The organism is Streptomyces sp. NBC_01214 (genome assembly GCF_026340975.1).
GTDB lineage: Bacteria > Actinomycetota > Actinomycetes > Streptomycetales > Streptomycetaceae > Streptomyces.
Map to the genome: position 1 here is coordinate 364,460 of NZ_JAPEOS010000002.1, position 21,746 is coordinate 386,205.

20 protein-coding genes are annotated in these 21,746 nt (G+C 70.1%); 12 read left to right on the top strand and 8 right to left on the bottom strand.

Features of this window, described 5'->3' with window-relative positions; genetic code table 11:
- Nucleotides 1–3 precede the first annotated feature (3 nt).
- From OG594_RS26490 to OG594_RS26515, 6 genes are all read right to left on the bottom strand, one after another.
- Nucleotides 4–504 carry a Pycsar system effector family protein gene (locus tag OG594_RS26490; protein WP_266603879.1) on the bottom strand — a complete coding sequence of 167 codons (501 nt, stop codon included), beginning with the start codon at nt 502–504 and terminating at the stop codon, nt 4–6.
- Complete coding sequence (locus tag OG594_RS26495) at nt 501–1,526, bottom strand: hypothetical protein (protein ID WP_266603881.1); 1,026 nt, start codon at nt 1,524–1,526, stop codon at nt 501–503. The genes OG594_RS26490 and OG594_RS26495 overlap by 4 nt, the downstream gene beginning before the upstream one ends.
- Nucleotides 1,523–3,574 carry a hypothetical protein gene (locus OG594_RS26500; RefSeq protein WP_266603883.1) on the bottom strand — a complete coding sequence of 684 codons (2,052 nt, stop codon included), beginning with the start codon at nt 3,572–3,574 and terminating at the stop codon, nt 1,523–1,525. Before OG594_RS26500 ends, OG594_RS26495 begins: the two co-directional genes overlap by 4 nt.
- Entirely contained in the window at nt 3,571–4,317 is a 747-nt protein-coding gene (locus tag OG594_RS26505; RefSeq protein ID WP_266603885.1) for a hypothetical protein, read from the bottom strand. The genes OG594_RS26500 and OG594_RS26505 overlap by 4 nt, the downstream gene beginning before the upstream one ends.
- Before the next feature lie 105 nt (nt 4,318–4,422).
- Entirely contained in the window at nt 4,423–5,142 is a 720-nt protein-coding gene (locus tag OG594_RS26510) for a Crp/Fnr family transcriptional regulator (protein WP_266603887.1), read from the bottom strand.
- A gap of 53 nt (nt 5,143–5,195) precedes the next feature.
- Nucleotides 5,196–7,706, bottom strand: coding sequence for a YfhO family protein (locus OG594_RS26515; protein WP_266603889.1), 2,511 nt, complete (start codon nt 7,704–7,706; stop codon nt 5,196–5,198).
- A 368-nt stretch (nt 7,707–8,074) separates the two neighbouring features.
- Between OG594_RS26515 and rpsL the strand changes: the two genes are divergently transcribed.
- The 4 genes from rpsL to tuf all read left to right on the top strand — a co-directional run bounded on the left by rpsL (nt 8,075) and on the right by tuf (nt 12,433).
- The gene (rpsL, locus tag OG594_RS26520; RefSeq protein WP_007265893.1) at nt 8,075–8,446 is read left to right on the top strand and encodes a 30S ribosomal protein S12; all 372 of its coding nucleotides are present in this window, start codon (nt 8,075–8,077) and stop codon (nt 8,444–8,446) included.
- A 2-nt stretch (nt 8,447–8,448) separates the two neighbouring features.
- Complete coding sequence (rpsG, locus tag OG594_RS26525; protein WP_007265894.1) at nt 8,449–8,919, top strand: 30S ribosomal protein S7; 471 nt, start codon at nt 8,449–8,451, stop codon at nt 8,917–8,919.
- 39 nt (nt 8,920–8,958) lie between these two features.
- On the top strand, nt 8,959–11,091 hold the full coding sequence (gene fusA, locus OG594_RS26530; RefSeq protein WP_266603891.1) for an elongation factor G: 2,133 nt from the start codon (nt 8,959–8,961) through the stop codon (nt 11,089–11,091).
- 148 nt (nt 11,092–11,239) lie between these two features.
- Nucleotides 11,240–12,433, top strand: a complete 1,194-nt coding sequence (gene tuf / locus OG594_RS26535) for an elongation factor Tu (protein ID WP_030008455.1) — start codon at nt 11,240–11,242, stop codon at nt 12,431–12,433.
- A gap of 199 nt (nt 12,434–12,632) precedes the next feature.
- Here tuf and rfbC read toward each other — a convergent pair whose 3' ends face one another.
- Entirely contained in the window at nt 12,633–13,232 is a 600-nt protein-coding gene (rfbC, locus tag OG594_RS26540) for a dTDP-4-dehydrorhamnose 3,5-epimerase (RefSeq protein WP_030008456.1), read from the bottom strand.
- Complete coding sequence (gene rfbA, locus OG594_RS26545; RefSeq protein ID WP_266603894.1) at nt 13,229–14,104, bottom strand: glucose-1-phosphate thymidylyltransferase RfbA; 876 nt, start codon at nt 14,102–14,104, stop codon at nt 13,229–13,231. The genes rfbC and rfbA overlap by 4 nt, the downstream gene beginning before the upstream one ends.
- Before the next feature lie 80 nt (nt 14,105–14,184).
- Here rfbA and rfbB point away from each other — a divergent pair, with 80 nt between their 5' ends.
- The 8 genes from rfbB (at nt 14,185) to rpsJ (ending at nt 21,735) form a co-directional block, all read left to right on the top strand.
- Nucleotides 14,185–15,162, top strand: coding sequence for a dTDP-glucose 4,6-dehydratase (rfbB, locus tag OG594_RS26550; protein WP_266603896.1), 978 nt, complete (start codon nt 14,185–14,187; stop codon nt 15,160–15,162).
- Nucleotides 15,159–16,070 (top strand): dTDP-4-dehydrorhamnose reductase, encoded by a 912-nt coding sequence (rfbD, locus tag OG594_RS26555; RefSeq protein WP_266603898.1) that lies wholly within the window; start codon nt 15,159–15,161, stop codon nt 16,068–16,070. Before rfbB ends, rfbD begins: the two co-directional genes overlap by 4 nt.
- Before the next feature lie 144 nt (nt 16,071–16,214).
- Entirely contained in the window at nt 16,215–16,616 is a 402-nt protein-coding gene (locus OG594_RS26560; protein WP_094744581.1) for a DUF2304 domain-containing protein, read from the top strand.
- Nucleotides 16,613–17,419: a glycosyltransferase family 2 protein gene (locus OG594_RS26565; RefSeq protein ID WP_094744582.1), complete on the top strand. Its 807-nt coding sequence runs from the start codon at nt 16,613–16,615 to the stop codon at nt 17,417–17,419. The genes OG594_RS26560 and OG594_RS26565 overlap by 4 nt, the downstream gene beginning before the upstream one ends.
- Before the next feature lie 9 nt (nt 17,420–17,428).
- Nucleotides 17,429–18,313, top strand: coding sequence for a glycosyltransferase (locus OG594_RS26570; RefSeq protein ID WP_266603902.1), 885 nt, complete (start codon nt 17,429–17,431; stop codon nt 18,311–18,313).
- 25 nt (nt 18,314–18,338) lie between these two features.
- A complete protein-coding gene (locus OG594_RS26575) occupies nt 18,339–19,646 on the top strand; it encodes a lipopolysaccharide biosynthesis protein (RefSeq protein ID WP_266603904.1) in 1,308 nt (435 codons plus the stop codon).
- Nucleotides 19,647–19,822: 176 nt separating this feature from the next.
- On the top strand, nt 19,823–20,953 hold the full coding sequence (locus OG594_RS26580; protein ID WP_266603906.1) for a hypothetical protein: 1,131 nt from the start codon (nt 19,823–19,825) through the stop codon (nt 20,951–20,953).
- A gap of 473 nt (nt 20,954–21,426) precedes the next feature.
- Nucleotides 21,427–21,735 (top strand): 30S ribosomal protein S10, encoded by a 309-nt coding sequence (gene rpsJ / locus OG594_RS26585; RefSeq protein WP_003948644.1) that lies wholly within the window; start codon nt 21,427–21,429, stop codon nt 21,733–21,735.
- Nucleotides 21,736–21,746: the final 11 nt, after the last annotated feature.

Consider the following 21,746-nt stretch of genomic DNA (forward strand, 5'->3'; position numbering starts at 1 on the left):
GGGTCAGCCGATGAGCAGGGCGAGGGGCAGCAGGACCGCTCCGACACACAGCGAAGCCAGGCTGGCCCGTATCCACTGGTGCTTGAGCACGGCGATCCGACTGTTCACCGCGAGTGCGGTGCGCAGGGCCGCTGCGGGATCGCGTGCCGTGGCCGTCAGCGCCTCTGCGAGCCGGTCCTGTCGAGCCGCGGACCGGATGTCGCCGAAATAGGACAGAGGGGTGCCGGGTCGCCAGGAGCTGGTGAGGGATCGGGGAGCCACGGCGAGCAGCAGCGCCGCCAGGGCGAGTACCAGCGCCGCCGCGCCGCCCCACCAGAGCAGCCGGCCGGGTGCGGAGAGGGCGTCCGGCCGCCAGCGCTGGCCCGCCAGCTGCGCGGTGAACAGCCCTGCGGCCATGCCGAGCGCACCGACCAGGAGCGAAGCCTTGCTGTCGGCCCGAGCGATCTCGACGCGTAGGTCGGCGAGGAGCTGAGCCGCGGCCGCGGCCTCGTCGGAGGTGGTCATTGCGGGCCCTCCGGAGCGGCCGAGCGCGGTGGGGTGACCGGTTCGTTCGCCTCGCGGTCCTTGTGGGCGGGCTCCGCTCCGTCCGGGAGGCGCTCACCGAACACGCGGTGAAAGTTGTCGAGGACCAGTCGGCGCGGGCCGGCCAGCTCGAAGGCCTCGGTGCCGTCCTTGGCGAGTACCTCCTGAATGAGCTGCACCTGCGCGTTGAGCCGGGCCTGGCTCTCCTGACGCAGGCTCTCCAGGGCCGTGCCGGACCTGTCGGGGTGCTGAGCCATGTACAGGGCCCAGGCATCGGCTCCTCCCAGGGCCAGGTAGTCGCGGTAGAACGCGATCTGCTGAGCCTGGTCCTGCTGCTGTTGCCGCAGCCTCTCGGCGGCCTCCCGGTCCACCAGGGCGCCCTGCTGCTGGGCATGTACGCCCTCCGAGGCAGCGTGCTCGATGGCTTGCAGCCGGCGGGCGTGCGCGATGTTCTCCTCGTCCCGGCGGAGCCGAAGAGTCCAGAGGCTACGGAGTCCCGCGTCCTCGCCGAGGGGCTTGATCTGCTGGAGGGCCTCCAGCACCGCTGCCTCCGCCGCCGCACTCGACGTCATCGCGAACTGCCGGGCGACCGGGCGGGCCGCCTGCTCCAGTTCCCCGATCAGCAGCCGCGGGACGTCGCGATGACCGCTGCGGACGAACCGTGCCGGATCCATGACCTGCCAATCCAACGCGACGGCCACCTCGAACTCGTGTGCGTCGTCCTTGCTGGGCAGGACGATCACGGTGTGCACGGTGTGCACGCCCATGTCGACCTCGTACACAGCGGTCCAGCGGCGCAGGACGGACCGGGGCCGCTGGGGAGGCAGGTAGGCCGTGTGCTCGCCGCGCGCCGTGGTGAAGACGAGGGCGTGGTCGATCCGGGTCGGCGGCCTGCGCGTCGGACCGAGCCGGCGCAGCTGGCGGACGGTGACGACCGGGTCGATCAGCCGGGTGTGACGGTCGGCGTGCTGGTCCCAGTCCGGGGCGCGGTGCAGGGGGTTCATGCCAGGATCTCCTCTCGCAGTCGGGCAGCGGCTGCGGGCCGGGGCCCGCCGTCGATTCCGTCGATGGTGTCGAGCAGGTGGGTGAGGCGAGCGGTCTCGCGGGGCGACGCGGCGAGCAGGGGGAGCAGCGAGGCGAGGGCCCGCTCGGTGTCCGCGTCCTGCTCGGCGCAGCGGATCCAGTCGCACAGCGTCGCTTCCGCCGCCGGGTTGAAGGGACGCTCGGCCAGTGCGGTGCGCAGCAGCCGGACGATGCCCGGGACCGCGTTGGGGGAGCGCAGGTACCGGTCGAGTACGGGTGGGACCGAGCTGTCGGAGCCGTGCGAACACGCTTCGAGGAAGCCGTTGAGCCCGAGCCGATGGACCGAGGGATGGTCGTCGAGGGTACGGAGCACCTCGGCCAGGGCCCGGTCGGCGGCCGGAGACAGGAGGAGGACGGCCACGGAGTGCGAGAGCTCTTCGACGACCTGTTCGTCGGGAGCCTCTTCCGCGTGCTGGCGACGAGCCTGGGTGCGCAGGGCGGCGAGGCTTTCGACGGGGCGCTCCTGGCCGATCAGGCCCTGGGCCCGGACGGCGACCCAGCAGCGGGGGTCGCTGCCGTCACCGGTGCTCCATTCGTCGATGATCCGGGGGATGTTGGGTGCGCCGACCCGGTGGGCGAGGGCCAGGGCACTGACTGCGGTGGTCCGCTGCGCGGCGGACCTGGACGCGGCCCAGGGCTCGATGATCAGGGCCATGGTGGACGGCAGGTCGTTGTAGGCGAGGACACCCACGGTGGCCGCCGCCCGGGTCCTGACGAAGGGGCGCCCGTCCTCGGCGAGGTCGTCCAGCCAGTCGATGAGCGCGGGCCGGGCGGCGGGGTGCCCCGTCCAGACCTCGTTGAGGAGGACCAGAGAGGTCCGGTTGTCCCGGAACCGTGCGTACCGCTGGCGGACCGGGCCCCATTCGGTTTCTTCGTCGGCCGGGTAGAGCTCGGCCTGAGCCAGGTGGATGCGTTTGCCGATGTGGGTTCCGAAGACCGGGATCGGCTCGTTGTGCTTGCGGTCGCCGGTGCTGAGCAGGTGGCCGTAGAGCGAGTCGCTGAGTTCGGCGGTGAGGGCGTAGGGGCCCCGATCGAAGGCGGCGAGTGCGATGAGGAAGGCCTTCTCCCGCAGATGGCGCGGAGCCTCGCCTTCCGCGAACCACTCCTGCACCTGGCGTTCCAGAGCATCGAGGGAGAAGCGCTCGATATGGCGCGGATCGCCGCTCGCGAGGACGGCGGCGTATTGGACGGCGTCGCGCAGCCCGTGTCTGCGGGAGAGGAAGTCCGTGACGGCGGGTCGCGCCATCAGCCGCTCCGCGTCCGCTTCCCCGAGCGCGGACGTCACCAGGCGGCGCAGGACGGCTTCCATGGCCGGCGGGGTCCACACCGCGAGACCGATGGTGTCCTCGATGTAGGGGCTGTGATCGGTCGTGAGGACGGCGTACGCGTTCTTCTTGCGCAGCCGATCACGCAGAGAGAGGAGCTGGGCTTCGCGCAGCGGCTGGGTGCGCGAGGTGGACAGGTCGCACACGAGGTGCCCGCGGCCCTCGCCGGGGACGATCTCGTCGGGTCGGGTGTCCCGGTCGACCTCGTGGACCTCGCCGGCCGTGACCCGGCGCAGCAGCATCAGGGCGGCCGTGCGGCGTCCGGTGTCCGGGTGTCCTGCCAGGACGAGGACGTGTTCGTGACGCAGTCGTGCCAGCAGGGCCTCGAAGGGGGTGCCCTCGGTGACGAAGCCCTCGGCCATGCGGTCCAGGGATTCCGGCGGGACTTCGCCCGCCACCTGGTCCGCGCCCCATCCGCCCAGGGTGTAGTGGATCTCCGTCTTGTCGCCGGTGACGATGTCACCGATGACCTGGGCCGCGCTCACCCCGGAGTTGGTGCCGTCGAAGCGCATCGAGGCCGGTGCATGGGCCGACAGGTCGCGGAGGGTGGCCCAGGCTTCCTGGGCTTGCGGTTCCGGCTCGGACGTCTCCGACTTCCGTTCAGGCGCTGCGGTTTCCGAGCTCTCGGCGGTGTCCGTGCTCACCGGTGCTCACCGGACCTGCCGAAGGTGATGCCGCCTTCGACGCGGTTCGCGACTACGCCGTTGTTCGTGCCCCGGAAGTCGAGTCCGGTGGGGGACGGGGGCTGAGCGGTGGTGGGCCGGGGTGTCGGCGGGACGGACTCGGGCGAGGCGGACGCGGCTTCGGCCGTCGGGAGGGGGCCGTGGAGCCAGGCGGGCAGCGGGCCGTTCTTGCTGGGGACGGTGATCGGGTGGAACTCGTCCTTCGGGATGCCGAGGTGGTCGTGGGCGACGATGCCGGCGTGCACGGACTCCGAGACGCAGAGAGCGTAGTCGTCCGGGCGCTCGCGCAGGGCAGCGCGCAGCGGGTCGCCGTCCAGGAGCCGACAGGCGTTGTTCAGGTCCGTCCCCACCCAGCCGTCGAACTCGTCGATGTGGACGTAACCGGTGGCCAGGACGGCGCGAAGGCGGATCTGCGCGGAGCCGGCGGCGAGCCGGTTCACAGCACGCAGTTCAGCCGGGGCGTCCCGCAGCAGGGTGCGCAGCAGGTCGGTCAGCGGGACTGCGGGGTCGATGAGTTCCATGACCGCATCGCCGCGGTCCGCCCGCCGACGCAGGCTCTGGTCGACACCGGCCGAGAGCAGGACGCGGTCGACGATCCCGAAGAGCATGCGGCGGAGGTAGGCCTGCTGGACGTCGTCGCGGTCGCTGTACCGCTCGGTGTCGATCAGGAGCAGGTGGCGGAAGAGGGGTTGCGGCTGTGTCATGCGAGCAGCGTCGGGCAGTCGGCCACGGTGCCGTGAGGGAGGATGACGCACCCCAGTGTGACCGTGTGCACTGAACCGTGGGCACTGAACGATCGGTGCCCTGTCTCAGTTGGTTTGAGGCCGACCCCGTGCGATGCGGTGCAGCACGTCCGGCCGCACGATCACCAGTCTGCGCCGGCCCGTGTTGATGACGCCCCGGTCCCGCAGGGCCTTCAGCTCGCGCTGGACCATCTCGCGGGAGGCGCTCACGGCGCCCGCCAACTCCTGCTTCGTGAGCGGGACCGCGACCTCCACCCCTTCCTCCGTGCGCCGACCGTGGATCTGTGCCAGGTCCAGCAGGAGCACGGCGAGTCGCTCGCGGACCGGAACCGAGGCGAACTGGAGGTTGCGTCGGTCGGCGGCACGTGTGCGGTCGGAGACGAGGGCCAGCAGTTGGAGGGAGACCTCGGGGGAGCTACCGAGGAAGACGCGGAAGCGCTCCTGCTCGATGACGACGGCGCGGACGTGTTCGAGGGCGGTCACGGTCGCGGAGCGAGGGCGACGGGTCAGGGCGGCGGACTCGCCGATGATGTCGCCCGGCCCGCGCAGCGCGAGCAGGGCCTGGTAGCCGTTGGGGTGGGCCACAGTGACCTTGGTCCAGCCCCGGAGCACCAACAGGACGTGGGCAGTGGGCTCGTCCTGGTGGAGCAGGGTGCCGCGGGGTGGGTAGAGCACCTCGCGGCCGAGCGCCCGTAACGCCGCACCGTCCGCCTCTTCCAGCCGGGCCAGGAACGGGACCCGGTCGTCGAGTCCGCCCCCGCCCGTCGGGTCCGCGTCCCTGGTCATCTGCCGTCGCCCCCGCCCCGGTGATCAAGGCGGTCAATGTACTGAACAACGGCTTACGAGCGCTCTGGAACCAGGGGATTCCCCCCGTGCAGTCGCTGCCGGCGGCGGAGGCGTGTCGTTGCCGGGACTGCGGCGAGGGCCAGGAGGGCTAGGGCGGCGCCGGCGAGGCCGGCCGTGAAGCCCTTCGGGGTGAAGGTGCAGGAGACCTCGGTCGTGCCCGGCGGGAGGTCCACGGCCAGCAGGCCGTGGAAGGGCTTCAGCGGGGCCGAACACCGCCAGCCCGGGACGGCGGTCGTGGCGATGACGGCCGTGCCCCCGGTGGGCGCGGGGAGCGTGGCCCCGATGCTGTGGCCGCCCGGGCGGACCGCGGTGGCGCCGGTGGCGGTGAGGTGGCCGACCGCGGCGTCGAGCGCGGTGCGGTCCAGGCACCCGAGCGGGTACGCGCCCGCGTCCGCGCCCTTGGTCCGCGTCTGCACCGTGACGTCGACCTGGCCCGAGGAGGGGACGGTGCCCAGCGGGGTCACGCCGGTCATCCGGTCCTCCAGCAGCCGCTGCGGGCCGCCGCCGGTGCGGACCGTGCCGTAGACGGCGGGGGAGTACCAGTAGGCCTCGGAGCCGGGGGTGCACCGGGCCGTGTACGTCTGCTCGGTGGCGGTCCCGCCGCGGGTGACCGGCGGGACCTCGTAGACGGTGGCGCCCAGGACGTCCTCCTGATGGGCGTACACGCTGTCCGCCGGGTGGGGGGAGGAGTACGGCGCGGTGCGGACGGTGACCAGCGGGGGCGCCGGGAACTTCGCGGCCGTCCACGTGCCCGGGGCGGTCCCCGGGCGGACCCGCGCGCCGATCGAGAAGATCGCGTCGAGCACCGGGTTGTCGGCGCCGAAGAAGGTCCGGCCGTCGTTCTTGAAGCCGTATCCCAGGGGCTCCAGGGCCTCGTACGTGGCCTCGGGGAGGTAGCTGCTGTAGTACTGCGGACCCTCCGCGCGCAGCGCCAGGGCGTCGTTGTACGCGCTCTGGGGCGCGCCCGAGTCGGTCCGGTAGGCGGGCCAGTGCGCCACACCGCGGACGGCTTCGAAGTGGTTGCCGATCGACCGGTTCGAGGTGGTGACGGGCTTGGCCCAGCGCTCGCGGGACCGGCGGGCGTCCGCGTTCGCGGCGGCGACCGTGGACTCGGCGAACACGACGCCGATCATCAGGGCGGCGGCCACCGGGATCAGGTACCGGCGCTTCTCGCCGAGCCGCAGCAGGACCAGGGCCAGCAGGGAGACCGCACCGCCGCCGAGCACGGCCGGCCAGGTCCAGCCGCCGAAGTCGTCGGTGCGCCGCAGTACGTAGGTGGCCGCCACCAGGAGGGCCGCCACCAGGGCCAGGTGCAGCGGGCGCGGCCGGTTGGCCAGCGCCAGCCAGGCCACGATCACGACCATCCCGCTGAAGACGAAGGCCTCGCGGTACGGGTTGCCGTTCGGCACCGCCAGCCCGTGCCACAGGTACTGCGTGGGCGGGAACTGGAAGGAGGCGACCACGACCAGGGTCGCCGCCGCCCACACCAGGCGGGTCCGCCGGGCGACGGCGGTGTTGAGGACGAAGGCGCCGGCCAGGATCAGCCCGAGCGAGGCGACGTAGAGCCGCGGGCGGCCGCCCCACAGGTGCGTGGCCGGGAGCATGCCCGCGAGGAAGACCTCGATCCGTACGGGGTCGAAGGCGGCGGCCTTGGTCGGCTGCGCGGCCCCGCTGGCCAGGAACGACGGCAGGAGCAGCGGCAGCGTCAGCAGGATCCCGGTCCCGGTGGCCGACGCGGCCCGCCCCAGTGCCCGCAGCCGCTGCCGGCCCGACATGTCGCGGGTGGCCATGCGGATGGCCAACAGGACGCAGGCGGCCATCGTGGCCATCATCGCCGTGTAGAAGTTCCCGAACCAGGCGAGCGCGACCAGCAGGGCCACGCCCGGCCAGCGGCGCTCCTCCAGGCACCACTCGACGGCGATGCCGAGCATCGGGAGCGCGACCAGGCCCCAGAGCCACATGGGGATGTATGAGGCGTCGCTCAGCGCCCAGCCGCACAGGCCGTACGTCGCTCCGAGCACGCCCCGCTGCCACCACGGGCCGGGGTGCAGCTTGCCGAGGTACACCGTCATCACGGCGGCGGCGGTGCCCATGGTGATCGGGGTGATCGCGAAGACGGCGAGGTCGACGTGGGCGCGGGGGACGACGACGGCCAGCCACGAGAAGGGGTTGCCGAGGTAGGTGTGGTAGTCGGCGAGGAACTGCTGACCGAAGCCGCCGCGCCAGGTGAAGAGGACGTCCCCGGCGGCCTGTCCGTGGACCAGGTCCCACAGCGCCCGGTGGAAGGGCACGTACTGGTTGGCCTGGTCGTTCAGGGCCCGGCCGGTGTGGCCGAAGGGGAAGGTGCCGCGCGCCACCCAGGCGGCGCAGAAGGCGCCCGAGGTGATCAGGAAGGCCAGCAGGGGACCGCGGGAACGGGTGATCCGGCGGATGGCCGGTCTGCGCGGGACGGGTCTGCGCGGGGCCGGGGGACGGGCGTCGACTGTGGTCGGTTCGGGTGCCACGGTCCCCAATGTCCTGCTCCCTGCTGATCGACTCGCGGGCGTCCCGCGCCGGTCAAGCCGTCAGTTTAGGGCGCGGGGACAGGGCAGAGGGCCGATCGGGCCGCTCCCCACTTGCGCGCGGCGGGATTTCGTGCTGGGCATTTGTTTTGACCTACCTCTGTGAGGTAGGTACGCTCTGACCTTGTGCCTGGGGTGTGCCCTGGGCTCCCGCGCGTGCTCATGACCCCGCGGAGAGCCGAGAAGACCACACCGCAATCTGCGCCCGACTCACTTCGGTGAAAGCGTGCAGTGTTCGACACACCCGACCGCGTGGGTCGGGGGAGTTCCAGGTTAGTTTCACTACACGGCACACAGAAACCGGAGAAGTAGTGCCTACGATCCAGCAGCTGGTCCGTAAGGGCCGGCAGGACAAGGTCGAGAAGACAAAGACCCCCGCGCTTGAGGCTTCGCCCCAGCGTCGCGGCGTCTGCACGCGTGTGTTCACGACCACCCCGAAGAAGCCGAACTCGGCGCTCCGTAAGGTCGCGCGTGTGCGTCTGACCTCCGGCATCGAGGTCACCGCTTACATTCCGGGTGAGGGACACAACCTGCAGGAGCACTCGATCGTGCTCGTGCGTGGTGGCCGTGTGAAGGACCTGCCGGGTGTTCGTTACAAGATCATCCGCGGTGCGCTTGACACCCAGGCTGTCAAGAACCGCAAGCAGGCCCGCAGCCGCTACGGCGCCAAGAAGGAGAAGTAAGAATGCCTCGTAAGGGCCCCGCCCCGAAGCGCCCGGTCATCATCGACCCGGTCTACGCATCTCCTCTGGTGACGTCGCTCATCAACAAGATCCTCCTGAACGGCAAGCGCTCCACCGCCGAGCGCATCGTTTACGGCGCCATGGAAGGCCTCCGCGAGAAGACCGGCAACGACCCGGTCATCACGCTGAAGCGCGCGCTGGAGAACGTCAAGCCGTCCCTCGAGGTCAAGTCCCGCCGTGTCGGTGGCGCGACCTACCAGGTCCCCGTCGAGGTCAAGCCGGGTCGCCAGTCGACCCTGGCCCTCCGCTGGCTCGTGGGTTACTCCCGCGCCCGCCGTGAGAAGACCATGACCGAGCGCCTCATGAACGAGCTGCTCGACGCCTCCAACGGTCTTGGCGCTGCCGTCAAGAAGCGCGAGGACACGCACAAGATGGCCGAGTCCAACAAGGCCTTCGCGCACTACCGCTGGTAGTCCCAACCCACATCGAGACCGAGAGAAGACTGAGCCAGTATGGCTACCACTTCGCTTGACCTGGCCAAGGTGCGCAACATCGGCATCATGGCTCACATCGACGCGGGCAAGACGACCACCACCGAGCGCATCCTGTTCTACACCGGTGTGTCTTACAAGATCGGTGAAGTCCACGACGGCGCTGCCACGATGGACTGGATGGAGCAGGAGCAGGAGCGCGGCATCACGATCACGTCTGCCGCGACGACCTGCCACTGGCCGCTCGAGGACGTCGACCACACCATCAACATCATCGACACCCCGGGTCACGTTGACTTCACGGTCGAGGTGGAGCGTTCGCTCCGCGTCCTCGACGGTGCCGTCACCGTGTTCGACGGTGTCGCCGGTGTGGAGCCGCAGTCCGAGACCGTTTGGCGTCAGGCGGACCGCTACGGCGTGCCGCGCATCTGCTTCGTCAACAAGCTCGACCGTACCGGTGCCGAGTTCCACCGCTGCGTCGACATGATCAAGGACCGCCTCGGTGCGGTTCCGATCGTCATGCAGCTCCCCATCGGTGCCGAGGCCGACTTCCAGGGTGTCGTCGACCTCGTCACGATGAAGGCGTTCGTCTGGTCCGCCGAGGCGACCAAGGGCGAGATGTACGACATCGTCGACATCCCGGCCACGCACACCGAGGCTGCTGAAGAGTGGCGCGGCAAGCTGGTCGAGACCGTCGCCGAGAACGACGACGAGATCATGGAGCTGTTCCTCGAGGGCACCGAGCCCTCCGTCGAGCAGCTGCACGCCGCCGTCCGCCGCATCATCATCGGCTCCGGCAAGGGCAAGGGCCAGGCCACGATCACCGCGGTGTTCTGTGGCACGGCGTTCAAGAACAAGGGCGTTCAGCCCCTGCTCGACGCCGTCGTCCGCTACCTGCCGTCGCCGCTGGACATCGAGGCCATCGAGGGCCACGACGTCCGCGACGCCGACACGGTCGTGAAGCGCAAGCCGTCCGACGAGGAGCCCCTCGCCGCGCTCGCGTTCAAGATCATGAGCGACCCGCACCTCGGCAAGCTCACCTTCGTCCGGGTTTACTCGGGCCGCCTGGAGGCCGGCACTGCGGTGCTGAACTCCGTCAAGGGCAAGAAGGAGCGCATCGGCAAGATCTACCGCATGCACGCCAACAAGCGTGAAGAGATCGACGCGGTGGGCGCCGGTGACATCGTCGCCGTCATGGGCCTGAAGCAGACCACCACCGGTGAGACGCTGTGTGACGACAAGAACCCGGTCATCCTGGAGTCCATGGACTTCCCGGCGCCGGTCATTCAGGTCGCCATCGAGCCCAAGTCCAAGGGTGACCAGGAGAAGCTGGGTGTCGCCATCCAGCGTCTCGCGGAGGAGGACCCCTCCTTCCACGTTCACTCGGACGAGGAGACGGGCCAGACCATCCTCGGCGGTATGGGCGAGCTGCACCTCGAGGTGCTGGTCGACCGTATGAAGCGCGAGTTCAAGGTCGAGGCCAACGTCGGCAAGCCGCAGGTCGCGTACCGCGAGACGATCCGCAAGGCCGTCGAGCGTCACGACTACACGCACAAGAAGCAGACCGGTGGTACCGGTCAGTTCGCCAAGGTGCAGATCGCGATCGAGCCCATCACCGAGACCGACGGTCCGGCGTACGAGTTCGTGAACAAGGTCACCGGTGGCCGCGTGCCGAAGGAGTACATCCCTTCGGTCGACGCCGGTGCGCAGGAAGCCATGCAGTTCGGCATCCTGGCCGGCTACGAGATGACGGGCGTCCGCGTCACGCTTCTCGACGGTGGCTACCACGAGGTCGACTCCTCGGAGCTCGCCTTCAAGATCGCCGGCTCGCAGGCCTTCAAGGAGGCCGCGCGCAAGGCCAGCCCCGTGCTCCTCGAGCCGATGATGGCCGTAGAGGTCACCACGCCCGAGGACTACATGGGTGACGTCATCGGTGACATCAACTCCCGTCGTGGCCAGATCCAGTCCATGGACGAGCGTCACGGTGCTCGCGTCGTGAAGGGCCTCGTGCCCCTTTCGGAGATGTTCGGCTACGTCGGAGACCTCCGCAGCAAGACCTCGGGTCGCGCCAGCTACTCGATGCAGTTCGACTCCTACGCCGAGGTTCCCCGGAACGTCGCTGAGGAGATCATCGCGAAGGCCAAGGGCGAGTAACTCTTCCGAGTACACGCTTTAGGCTTGTCACCGGAGCCTCTGGGGCAACAGGAATTAACTTCCGTTGCCCCGGGGGGACCGGCTTTCCAGCAAAGATCACCTGGCGCCGATGAGTAAGGCGTACAGAACCACTCTCCAGGAGGACCCCGTGGCGAAGGCGAAGTTCGAGCGGACTAAGCCGCACGTCAACATCGGCACCATCGGTCACATTGACCACGGTAAGACGACCCTCACGGCCGCCATTACCAAGGTGCTGCACGACGCGTACCCGGACCTGAACGAGGCCTCGGCCTTCGACCAGATCGACAAGGCTCCTGAGGAGCGCCAGCGCGGTATCACCATCTCGATCGCGCACGTCGAGTACCAGACCGAGGCGCGTCACTACGCCCACGTCGACTGCCCGGGTCACGCTGACTACATCAAGAACATGATCACCGGTGCCGCGCAGATGGACGGCGCGATCCTCGTGGTCGCCGCCACCGACGGCCCGATGCCGCAGACCAAGGAGCACGTGCTCCTGGCCCGCCAGGTCGGCGTCCCCTACATCGTCGTCGCCCTGAACAAGGCCGACATGGTGGACGACGAGGAGATCCTGGAGCTCGTCGAGCTCGAGGTCCGTGAGCTCCTCTCCGAGTACGAGTTCCCGGGCGACGACCTGCCGGTCGTCCGCGTCTCCGCGCTGAAGGCGCTCGAGGGCGACAAGGAGTGGGGCGAGAAGCTCCTCGGCCTCATGTCCGCCGTCGACGAGGCCATCCCGACCCCGCCGCGTGACACCGAGAAGCCGTTCCTCATGCCCGTCGAGGACGTCTTCACGATCACCGGTCGCGGTACCGTCGTCACCGGCCGTATCGAGCGTGGTGTCCTGAAGGTCAACGAGACCGTCGACATCATCGGTATCAAGGAGACCAAGACCACCACCACGGTCACCGGTATCGAGATGTTCCGCAAGCTCCTCGACGAGGGCCAGGCCGGTGAGAACGTCGGTCTGCTCCTCCGTGGCATCAAGCGCGAGGACGTCGAGCGCGGCCAGGTCATCATCAAGCCCGGTTCGGTCACCCCGCACACCGAGTTCGAGGCCCAGGCCTACATCCTGTCGAAGGACGAGGGTGGCCGTCACACCCCGTTCTTCAACAACTACCGTCCGCAGTTCTACTTCCGTACCACGGACGTCACGGGTGTCGTCACCCTGCCGGCCGGCACGGAGATGGTCATGCCGGGCGACAACACCGAGATGACGGTCGCGCTGATCCAGCCGGTCGCCATGGAGGAGGGCCTGAAGTTCGCCATCCGTGAGGGTGGTCGTACCGTGGGCGCCGGCCAGGTCACCAAGATCACGAAGTAATTTCGTGCTCTGACCTGGTAGCCCGTTCACCGGGCACCAAGTTGCACTGAAGGGCCCCGGCCCATCGCCTCGGCGGTGGGACGGGGCCCTTTGGCATGTCGGGGCCGCGGCCGGGCGCCGTCCGGGGCCGGCCGGACGGGGTACGACCGAGGGCCGCACCCCGTCCGGGGTGCGGCCCTCATGTGCGTACGGCGGCGGGTCAGTTCACGCGCAGGGACTCGGTGAACTCGACGCACGCGGCGTGGTCGGGCAGCAGACCGGTCGCGAGGGCGTCGGCCAGCGAGGGGGCGGCCTCGTCGCGGGCGGACAGCAGCGGGACGTCCGCCGGCCACTCGATGCCCAGGTCGGGGTCGAGCGGGTGCACCGAGTGCTCACCGGTCGGGTTGTACGTCTCCGAGCAGAGGTACGACAGCGTCGCGTCGTCGCTCAGCGCGCAGAAGCCGTGGCCGAGGCCCTCGGGGATGTAGACCGCGCGGCGGTCCACGTCGTCGAGGCGGACGCCCTCCCACTGGCCGAAGGTGGGGGAGCCGACCCGCAGGTCGACGATGACGTCGAGCACGGCGCCGCGTACGCAGGTCACGTACTTGGCCTGGCCGCGCGGTACGTCGGCGAAGTGGATGCCGCGGACCACGCCGGCGGAGGAGACCGAGAGGTTCGCCTGCGCCAGGTTCAGCGGGTGACCGACGACCTCGGCGAGGCGGTCGAAGCGGTACCACTCGGTGAACAGGCCGCGCGGGTCGCCGTGCAGCTGAGGGGTGACCTCGAAGGCGCCGGCTATGGAGAGTTCGCGGAACTTCATCGGGCGTCCTCCTCGGCGAGCAGCATCAGCAGGTAGTCGCCGTAGCCGCTCTTGGTCAGCGGCTCGGCGAGCGCGCGCAGCTGCGCGGAGTCGATCAGGCCGGCCCGCCAGGCCGCCTCCTCGATGCAGCCTATTTTGAAGCCCTGGCGCTCCTCGATCACGCGGACGAACTCGGAGGCCTGCACCATCGAGACGAAGGTGCCGGTGTCCAGCCACGCGGTACCGCGGTCGAGGATGGTCACGTTGAGCTCGCCGGCCTGGAGGTACGCGTCGTTGACGGCGGTGATCTCCAGCTCGCCGCGGGCGCTGGGCTTGAGGCCGCGGGCCATCTCGACGACCCGGTTGTCGTAGAAGTACAGACCCGGCACCGCGTAGCGGGACTTGGGCTTCTCCGGCTTCTCCTCGATGGAGATGGCCTGGCCGTTCTCGTCGAACTCGACCACGCCGTAGGCGGTGGGGTCCGCGACCGGGTACGCGAACACGCGGCCGCCCTTGGCGTCCGTGTGCTGGGCGAGGCGGGTGCCGAGGCCACTGCCGTGGAAGATGTTGTCGCCGAGGATCAGGGCGACGGACTCGTCGCCGATGAAGTCGGCACCGAGGACGAACGCCTGGGCGATGCCCTCCGGGCGCTCCTGGACGGCGTACTCCAGCCGCAGGCCGAACTGCGAGCCGTCGCCGAGCAGTCGCTCGAACTGGTCGCGGTCGTCCGGGGTGGTGATGATCAGGATCTCGCTGATACCCGCCATCACGAGGGTGGAGAGGGGGTAGTAGATCATCGGCTTGTCGAAGACGGGCAGCAGCTGCTTCGAGACGGCCCGGGTCAGCGGCCAGAGTCGAGATCCGGTGCCACCGGCCAAGAGGATTCCACGCATGGGAGAACCCTATGCGAGAGGGCGTGGGGAGCAGTGCTCAGCGCATGTGACGTTGGGCGGACCGCTAGACTCTTCGTATTATGCGCATCCTCGTGACCGGCGGCGCCGGCTTCATCGGTTCAGAATTCGTCCGCCAGCAGCTTGCTGCAGATGCCACGGCGCAGATCACTGTCTTCGACAAGCTGACGTACTCGGGCGTCGAGGCCAACCTCGCCCTGGTCGCCGACCACCCCGGATACGCCTTCGTCAAGGGCGACATCTGCGACGCGGACGCCGTCGACCAGGTGATGCCCGGTCACGATGTCGTCGTGCACTTCGCGGCCGAGTCCCACGTGGACCGCTCGATCGCCGGCGCGGGCCCGTTCGTGATGACCAACGTCGTGGGCACCCAGGTGCTGCTCGACTCCGCCCGCAAGCACGGCGTCGGCCGCTTCGTCCACATCTCCACCGACGAGGTCTACGGCTCGATCAGCGAGGGCTCCTGGACGGAGGAGTGGCCGCTGGTGCCCAACTCCCCGTACTCCGCCTCGAAGGCGTCGTCCGACCTGCTGGCGCTGGCCTACCACCGCACCCACGGCATGGACGTGGTGGTCACCCGCTGCTCCAACAACTACGGGCACTACCAGTTCCCGGAGAAGGTCATCCCGCTGTTCGTCTCGAACCTGATGGACGGCAAGAAGGTCCCGCTGTACGGCAACGGCGGCAACGTCCGCGACTGGCTGCACGTCTCCGACCACTGCCGCGGCATCGACCTGGCCATGCGCAAGGGTCGGGCCGGCGAGGTCTACAACATCGGCGGCGGCACCGAGCTCACCAACAAGGAGCTGACCGGTGTCCTGCTGGAGGCCGCCGGCCTCGGCTGGGACATGGTCGAGCAGGTCGAGGACCGCAAGGGCCACGACCTCCGCTACTCCATCGACATCAGCAAGATCGGCGCCGAGCTGGGGTACGCCCCGCAGGTCACCTTCGAGGACGGCATCAAGGCCACCATCGACTGGTACCGCGAGAACCGCGCCTGGTGGGAGCCGCTGAAGGCGAAGGCGGCCCTGCAGAAGTGACCGCCAACCCGGGAGCCGGCCGCTGGCTCGTCACCGGCGCCGCCGGAATGCTCGGCCAGGACGTCCTGGCCGCCCTGCGGGACGCCGGCATCGAAGCCGCGGGCCTGCGCCGCGCCGACCTCGACATCACCGACCCGGCAGCCGTCCGGGCCGCCGTCGAGGGTGCCGCCGTCGTGGTCAACTGCGCGGCCTGGACCGACGTGGACGGTGCCGAGACCGCCGAGGAAGCCGCCACCGCCGTCAACGGCACCGGCGTGCGCGTCCTCGCCGCGGCCTGCGCCGACGCCGGTGCGCGCCTGCTGCACGTCTCCACCGACTACGTGCTGCCCGGCAATGCTGCGCAGCCGTACCCCGAAGACGCCGAGACCGGTCCGGTCAACGCCTACGGGCGCTCCAAGCTGGTCGGCGAGCGGGCCGTCGCCGAGCTGCTCCCGGAGGACGGCTACATCGTGCGGACCGCGTGGCTGTACGGCGAGCACGGGGCGAACTTCGTCGCCACCATGCTGAAGCTGGCCGCCCAGCGGGACACCCTCGACGTGGTCGACGACCAGCACGGCCAGCCCACTTGGTCCTACGCGCTGGCCCGTCACCTGGTCGACCTCGGCCTCGCCGCGCTGGCGGGCAAGGCCCCGGGCGGGGTCTACCACGGCACCGCGAGCGGCCGCACCACCTGGATGAGGCTGGCGCGCGAGGCGTACCGACTGAGCGGGCTCGACCCCGAACGGATCCGGCCGACGACCTCCGAGGCGTTCGTCCGCCCCGCCGTGCGACCGGCCTTCAGTGTCCTTGCTCACGACGGATGGTCGGCCGCCGGGCTGGAACCGCTGGCCGATTGGCGGGCGCAGCTCGCCGAGGCGATCACCCGCCCGGCCTTCGCTGATCTGCTGGGACTCCCCTCCACGAAGTGATCCGGCGGGGCTGATCGCTCACACACGCACGTCATCGACGGGGCCCGGGACGCAACCTTTCGGGCCCCGTTGGCGTCATGTGCCGTGCCATATGCTTCTCCTATAAAGATGTTTGGCCCCTTCGCGCGAAAGGCGCCGTCCGCTGTGCGACTCTCCGTTCTGACCTCCATCACCGGTCTTCTGGTGCTGGGGTACATCCTCGAGCTGCTGCGCCGCCAGCAACTGCGGGAGAAGTACGCCGCGATATGGCTCGCCATCGGATTGCTGGCCGCCCCGCTCGGGTTCGTCCCGGACCTGCTGGACCCGGTGGCCAGGAGCCTCGGCGTCGCGTCCGGCGTGAGCCTGGTGTTCTTCATCGGGTTCGTGCTGGTCCTGCTGGTGAGCCTGCACCTCAGCTGGGAGACCAGTCGGCTGGAGGCGGAGACGCGCACCCTGGCGGAGGACGTCGCGCTGATCCGCGCGCACCTCGTCCAGCAGGGCGGTTACCCCAGTACGTCGCCGCGCGCGGAGGAATCCGGCGCCATCGAGGCACAGGTGAACTCGTGAACGACGGTCGTCGCGTTCTGATCATTCTTCCCGCCTGGAACGAGCAGGACGGACTGCCCTCCGTCCTGCGGGAGATCCAGCAGCAACTGCCGTACGTGGACACCCTGGTGGTCGACGACGGCTCGGCGGACAACACCGCCGAGGTGGCCCGGGCGGCCGGCTCGGCCGTCGCCCAGCTGCCCTTCAACCTCGGTGTCGGCGGCGCGATGCGGCTCGGCTACCGCTACGCGCAGCAGCACGGCTACGACGTGGCGATCCAGGTGGACGCCGACGGCCAGCACGACCCGGCGTACGTGCCGGCGCTGCTGGAGCGCCTCGCCGTCGGCGACGCCGACCTCGTCATAGGCGCCCGGTTCGCCGGCGACGGCGACTACACGGTGCGCGGCCCGCGCAAGTGGGCGATGTCGCTGCTGTCCGTGGTGCTGTCGCGCATCACCCGGACCAAGCTCACCGACACCACCTCGGGCTTCCGTGCCTGCAACCGGCCGCTCATCGAGTTCTTCGCCCGCTGGTACCCCGTGGAGTACCTCGGGGACACCATCGAGTCCATGGTGGGCGCCGCCCGCTCCGGCTTCACCGTGCGCCAGATCCCGGTGGCGATGCGCGAGCGGACCACCGGCCGGCCGAGCGCCTCGCCGTTCAGGGCCATGGTCTACCTCACCCGGGCCGGCCTCGTGCTGCTGCTCGCGATGATCCGCCGGATGCCCGGCGAGCTCAAGACGTTCACACCCGGCACCCCGGCGTACACCGCCTTCCAGCAGCGCACGGCCGAGCTGGTCGCGCGCGAGCTGACCAAGGCCTAGGCGGAGAGCATGTCGCGTTTCGAAATCCTCCTGCCGTACTACGGCGACGTCGCGCTGATGCAGGACGCCGTCCGCAGCGTCCTGGCCCAGGACGGCGACGACTGGCGCCTCACCGTCGTCGACGACGGCCGCGAGCCGGGCGTCCCCGAGTGGTTCGAGCAGCTCGCCGATCCCCGGGTCCGCTACCTGCGCAACGAACGCAACCTCGGTGTGACCGGCAACTTCAACCGCTGCGTCGAGCTCGCCGAGTACGAGTACCTGGTGCTCATGGGCTGCGACGACCTCATGCAGCCGAACTACCTCCAGGTCGTGCGGGCGACCGCCGACCGCGAGCCGACCGCCGCGATGATCCAGCCCGGCGTCCAGGTGATCGGCACCGACGGCCTGCCCTTCGACACCCTGGGCGACCGGACCAAGCGCAAGCTGTACGCGCCCAAGGGCCCGGGTCGTGCCCTGCTGGGCGGCGAGGAGCTGGCCACCAGCCTGCTGCGCGGGAACTGGCTGTACTTCCCGTCGATCTGCTGGCGCACCGAGGCGGTCAAGCGCTTCGGCTTCCGCACCGACCTCGGTGTGATCCAGGACCTCGCCCTGGTCGTGGACCTGCTGGTGGCGGGGGAGTCCCTGGCCACCACGCCGGAGGTCTGCTTCAGCTACCGCCGGCACGCCGAGAGCGAGTCCTCGGCCAAGGCCTACACCGGCCACCGCTTCGAGGAGGCCAAGCGCTTCTTCGTGGAGACCGCCGACCGCCTCGACCGGCACGGCTGGCCGCGCGCCGCCAAGGTCTCCCGGCTGCACCTCTCCTCCCGGCTGCACGCGCTGACCCTGCTGCCCGGCGCCGCCCTGAAGGCCGGCCGACCCGGTGTCAGCGCCATGCTCCGCCACGCCACGCGCTGAGCGTGCGGCCGATGAAAGCCACGGGATGAACCCGATAGCGAAACTGCTCAAAGCCCTGCCCCCCGGGACCGCCATGGTCGCGGGGGGCACCGCCGTACTCGGCGCCGCCTCCTACATCCACCTCGCGGTGGCCGGACAGAGCCTCGCCGGGGCCGACCCGGCCGAGATGGCCGGGGTCTCGGTGCTGTGGACCCTGGTGATGTCCGTCGGGATCGGCCTGTTCTTCCCGATCGAGCAGGAGCTCACCCGGATCGTCGCCGCCCGCGCGGTGCGCGGCGAGGGGGCCGCGCCCGTGCTCCGCAAGGCGGGGCTGCTGACCGCAGGGGTCCTCGCCGTGGTGCTCGGCGCGCTCGTCCTCTTCGCCGGGCCGATCGCCGACCGGCTGTTCCAGGGCGACCGCGCCCTGGTCGCCGTACTCGGTGGCGCCTTCACCGGGATGGCCCTGTGCTACCTGACCCGGGGCGTCCTGGCGGGCACCGGCCGGTTCACCGCGTACGGCTCCCAGCTCGCGATCGACGGCGGGATGCGGATCGCGCTCGCCTTCGTCTGCGCCGTCGCCGGGCTGCACTCGGCGCTCGCCTTCAGCCTGATCCTCGTCGTGGCGCCGTTCGTCGCCCTGCTGGCCACGCTGTCCCCGACCCGGGGCGCGGTGCGGCCCGGCGGTCCGATCACCACCCGGGAGCTGGTCCGCGGCCTCGGTCCGCTGACCGCCTCCACGTTGTTGGCCCAGGTGGTCGTCAACGCGGCGGTGATGAGCACCCAGCTGCTGGAGCCGACCCGCACCGGACTGATCTCGGGTCTGCTCAGCGCCCTGGTGCTGGCCCGGGTACCGCTGTTCGTCTTCGGCTCGCTACAGGCCTCGCTGCTCTCCGGGCTGTCCAGCGTGGTGGCCGGCGGAGACCACCAGGGCTTCGCCCGGATGCTCCGCAAGGCGGGTCTGGTGGTGCTCGGCCTCGGCGCCGTCGGCGGTGTGCCGGCCGTGCTGATCGGACCCTGGCTGATCGAGGTCCTCTTCCATGCGGAGCCCGGCCAGCTCGGCCGCCTCGACTTCCTCTGGTTCGCCATCGGGACGACCTGCTACATGCTGGCGATGGTGCTCGGCCAGGCCCAGATGGTGCTGCACAAGCACCGCGCGCAGCTGGCCTGCTGGGCGTTCGGCACCGTGGTGCTGCTCGGCATCACGCTGCTCCCCGGGGACATCGCGCTGCGCGTGGGCCTGGCCTACGCGGTCGGTTCGCTGGCCACCGCCGCCGCGATGCTGCTGACCCTGCGCGGCGCCGTTCCGCGCCGTACCGCCGCGCCGACGCCCGACGGACAGCTCACCGAGGTCTGACCCCGTGACCTGACGGTCATGTCCGTGCCGGGCGTGCCGGCCGCCGTGATCGTTCACGAGTACGATTTCATGATCTGGCGACGGGACCAGTCGCTCCGGTGGCTGAGGGCCCCGCACCGCACGGTGCGGGGCCCCTCGGCCGTATCGGACGCATACGGATGCACACGGGGTGGGACATGGGCGGGAAAGACGAGCACGCGCGGGGCTCGGGCATATCCGACGAGGAGCTGGCGGCGTTCCTGGAGCAGGCCGCCGCGGGCACCGGGGAGGCGCCGCGGGAGCCGTCGGCGCGGGCCCGGATGGTGACCGCGCGGCTGCGCGACCAGAAGGAGCCGCCGGCCTGGCGCACCGCCCCGACCGGGCGGGGGATGCGGGGCGGGCGGGGCCGGGCCAAGCGGGGGATCAAGGTCACCCTGGCCGTCGTCTTCATCGCCGGGCTCGCGCTGGTCGCCGTACGGCCCGAGCTGGTGATCGACCGGGTCACGGGCAAGACCGCCGCCCGGGAGGCCGCGAAGACCCCGCTGCCCGCGGAGACGGCCCGGCCGACCGCGGCCCCGGGCGCCGTGCACCCGGATGCGCCGACCCTGGCGGAGCCCTTCCGGGGCTCCCCGGCCCTCCAGTGGGCGGACGGCGCCGCCGGCATCGAGATGCCCGAGGCCACCGCTGTCAACGGAGTCAGCCGCGAGCTGGTCGCCCAGGGGCTGGAGCGGACGAAGCAGTTCCTGGTGCTCGCCAACCTGGACCCGGCGACGCTGCGCGGCGAGCGCCCCGCCGCGGCGTTGCAGATGATCGACCCCGGCCAGCGGGAGATGGTGGACCGGCTGGAAGGGGCCCTGGCCCGCCCGGGCAGGGACGCGGACCCGCTCCAGGTGTTCACCCGCGCCGACCCGGCACAGGTGCGCCTCGCCGGCGACGTGGTGAAGGTGCGCGGCCGGATGACGGTCGAGCCCGGCGCGAGCCCGGGCCAGATCGACGTCATGACCGACTACACCTTCGTCTACCCGCTGGTCCAGGCGAAGAGCGGCGCCGAGGAGGTCAGCCGCACCATCGTGCGCAGGCAGATGGAGTTCACCTTCGCCGATCCCCGCAAGTGGCGGGTCGAGGCGGGGATGATGCAGATCGGGCCCTACCTGTACGACATCGCGAATTCGGAGTGCTTCGTCCACGACGGGTACCTGCACCCGATGTTCCGGGACGCACCGACCGACGGCCCCGAGCCGACGGGGACGCCCAAGGACCCGTACGACCGCAGCCAGGTCCTGGAACAGCCCGAGAAGGAGGGGTGCGGGACGGTCTCGCGGACCTGACGCGGCCGGGGGAGGGGCCCGCTGCGCCAAGGGCGCGGCGCAGTTTGACCACTCAGCGTGGCGGGGTATTCTCTTCGGCCCGATTAGCCAGGTACGTGCCTCGTATGGCAGACTACTCAAGTTGCTCGGCTGAGTGCCGATGCTGCGCGCCTCCCGCCGGGAGGACCGGAAGCGAGTCCCACAGTACTCGTCGTCCTTAATCTGCCTCTCGGGGCAGCAATGGGGGCGGACGTACGGGAATCTTCTGGGAAGTGTCAGCACGGTGCCCACCAGGCACTCGGTGGGTGTTTCTCCCCCGAATCGCGGTCATCGGGACCGCACCCCCTTGGATGAGGGAATTTCCGTATGGGAATTTTCTGTAGAGGGAGTGCGACACGCCCGACCGCGTGGGTCGGAGGAGAGGCCGCGGGATCCGTTCCGCAGCCGACCGGGAGCCAGAGCGTTCCACATACAGACAGGACTACGGAGTAGCCATGGCGGGACAGAAGATCCGCATCCGGCTCAAGGCCTACGACCACGAGGTCATCGATTCCTCGGCGAAGAAGATCGTCGAGACGGTGACGCGCACTGGTGCGTCGGTCGCGGGCCCGGTGCCGCTGCCCACTGAGAAGAACGTGTACTGCGTCATCAAGTCGCCGCACAAGTACAAGGACTCGCGCGAGCACTTCGAGATGCGCACGCACAAGCGCCTGATCGACATCCTCGACCCGACTCCCAAGACCGTTGACTCGCTGATGCGCCTGGACCTTCCGGCCGGCGTTGACATCGAGATCAAGCTCTGAGAGGCGTCGAG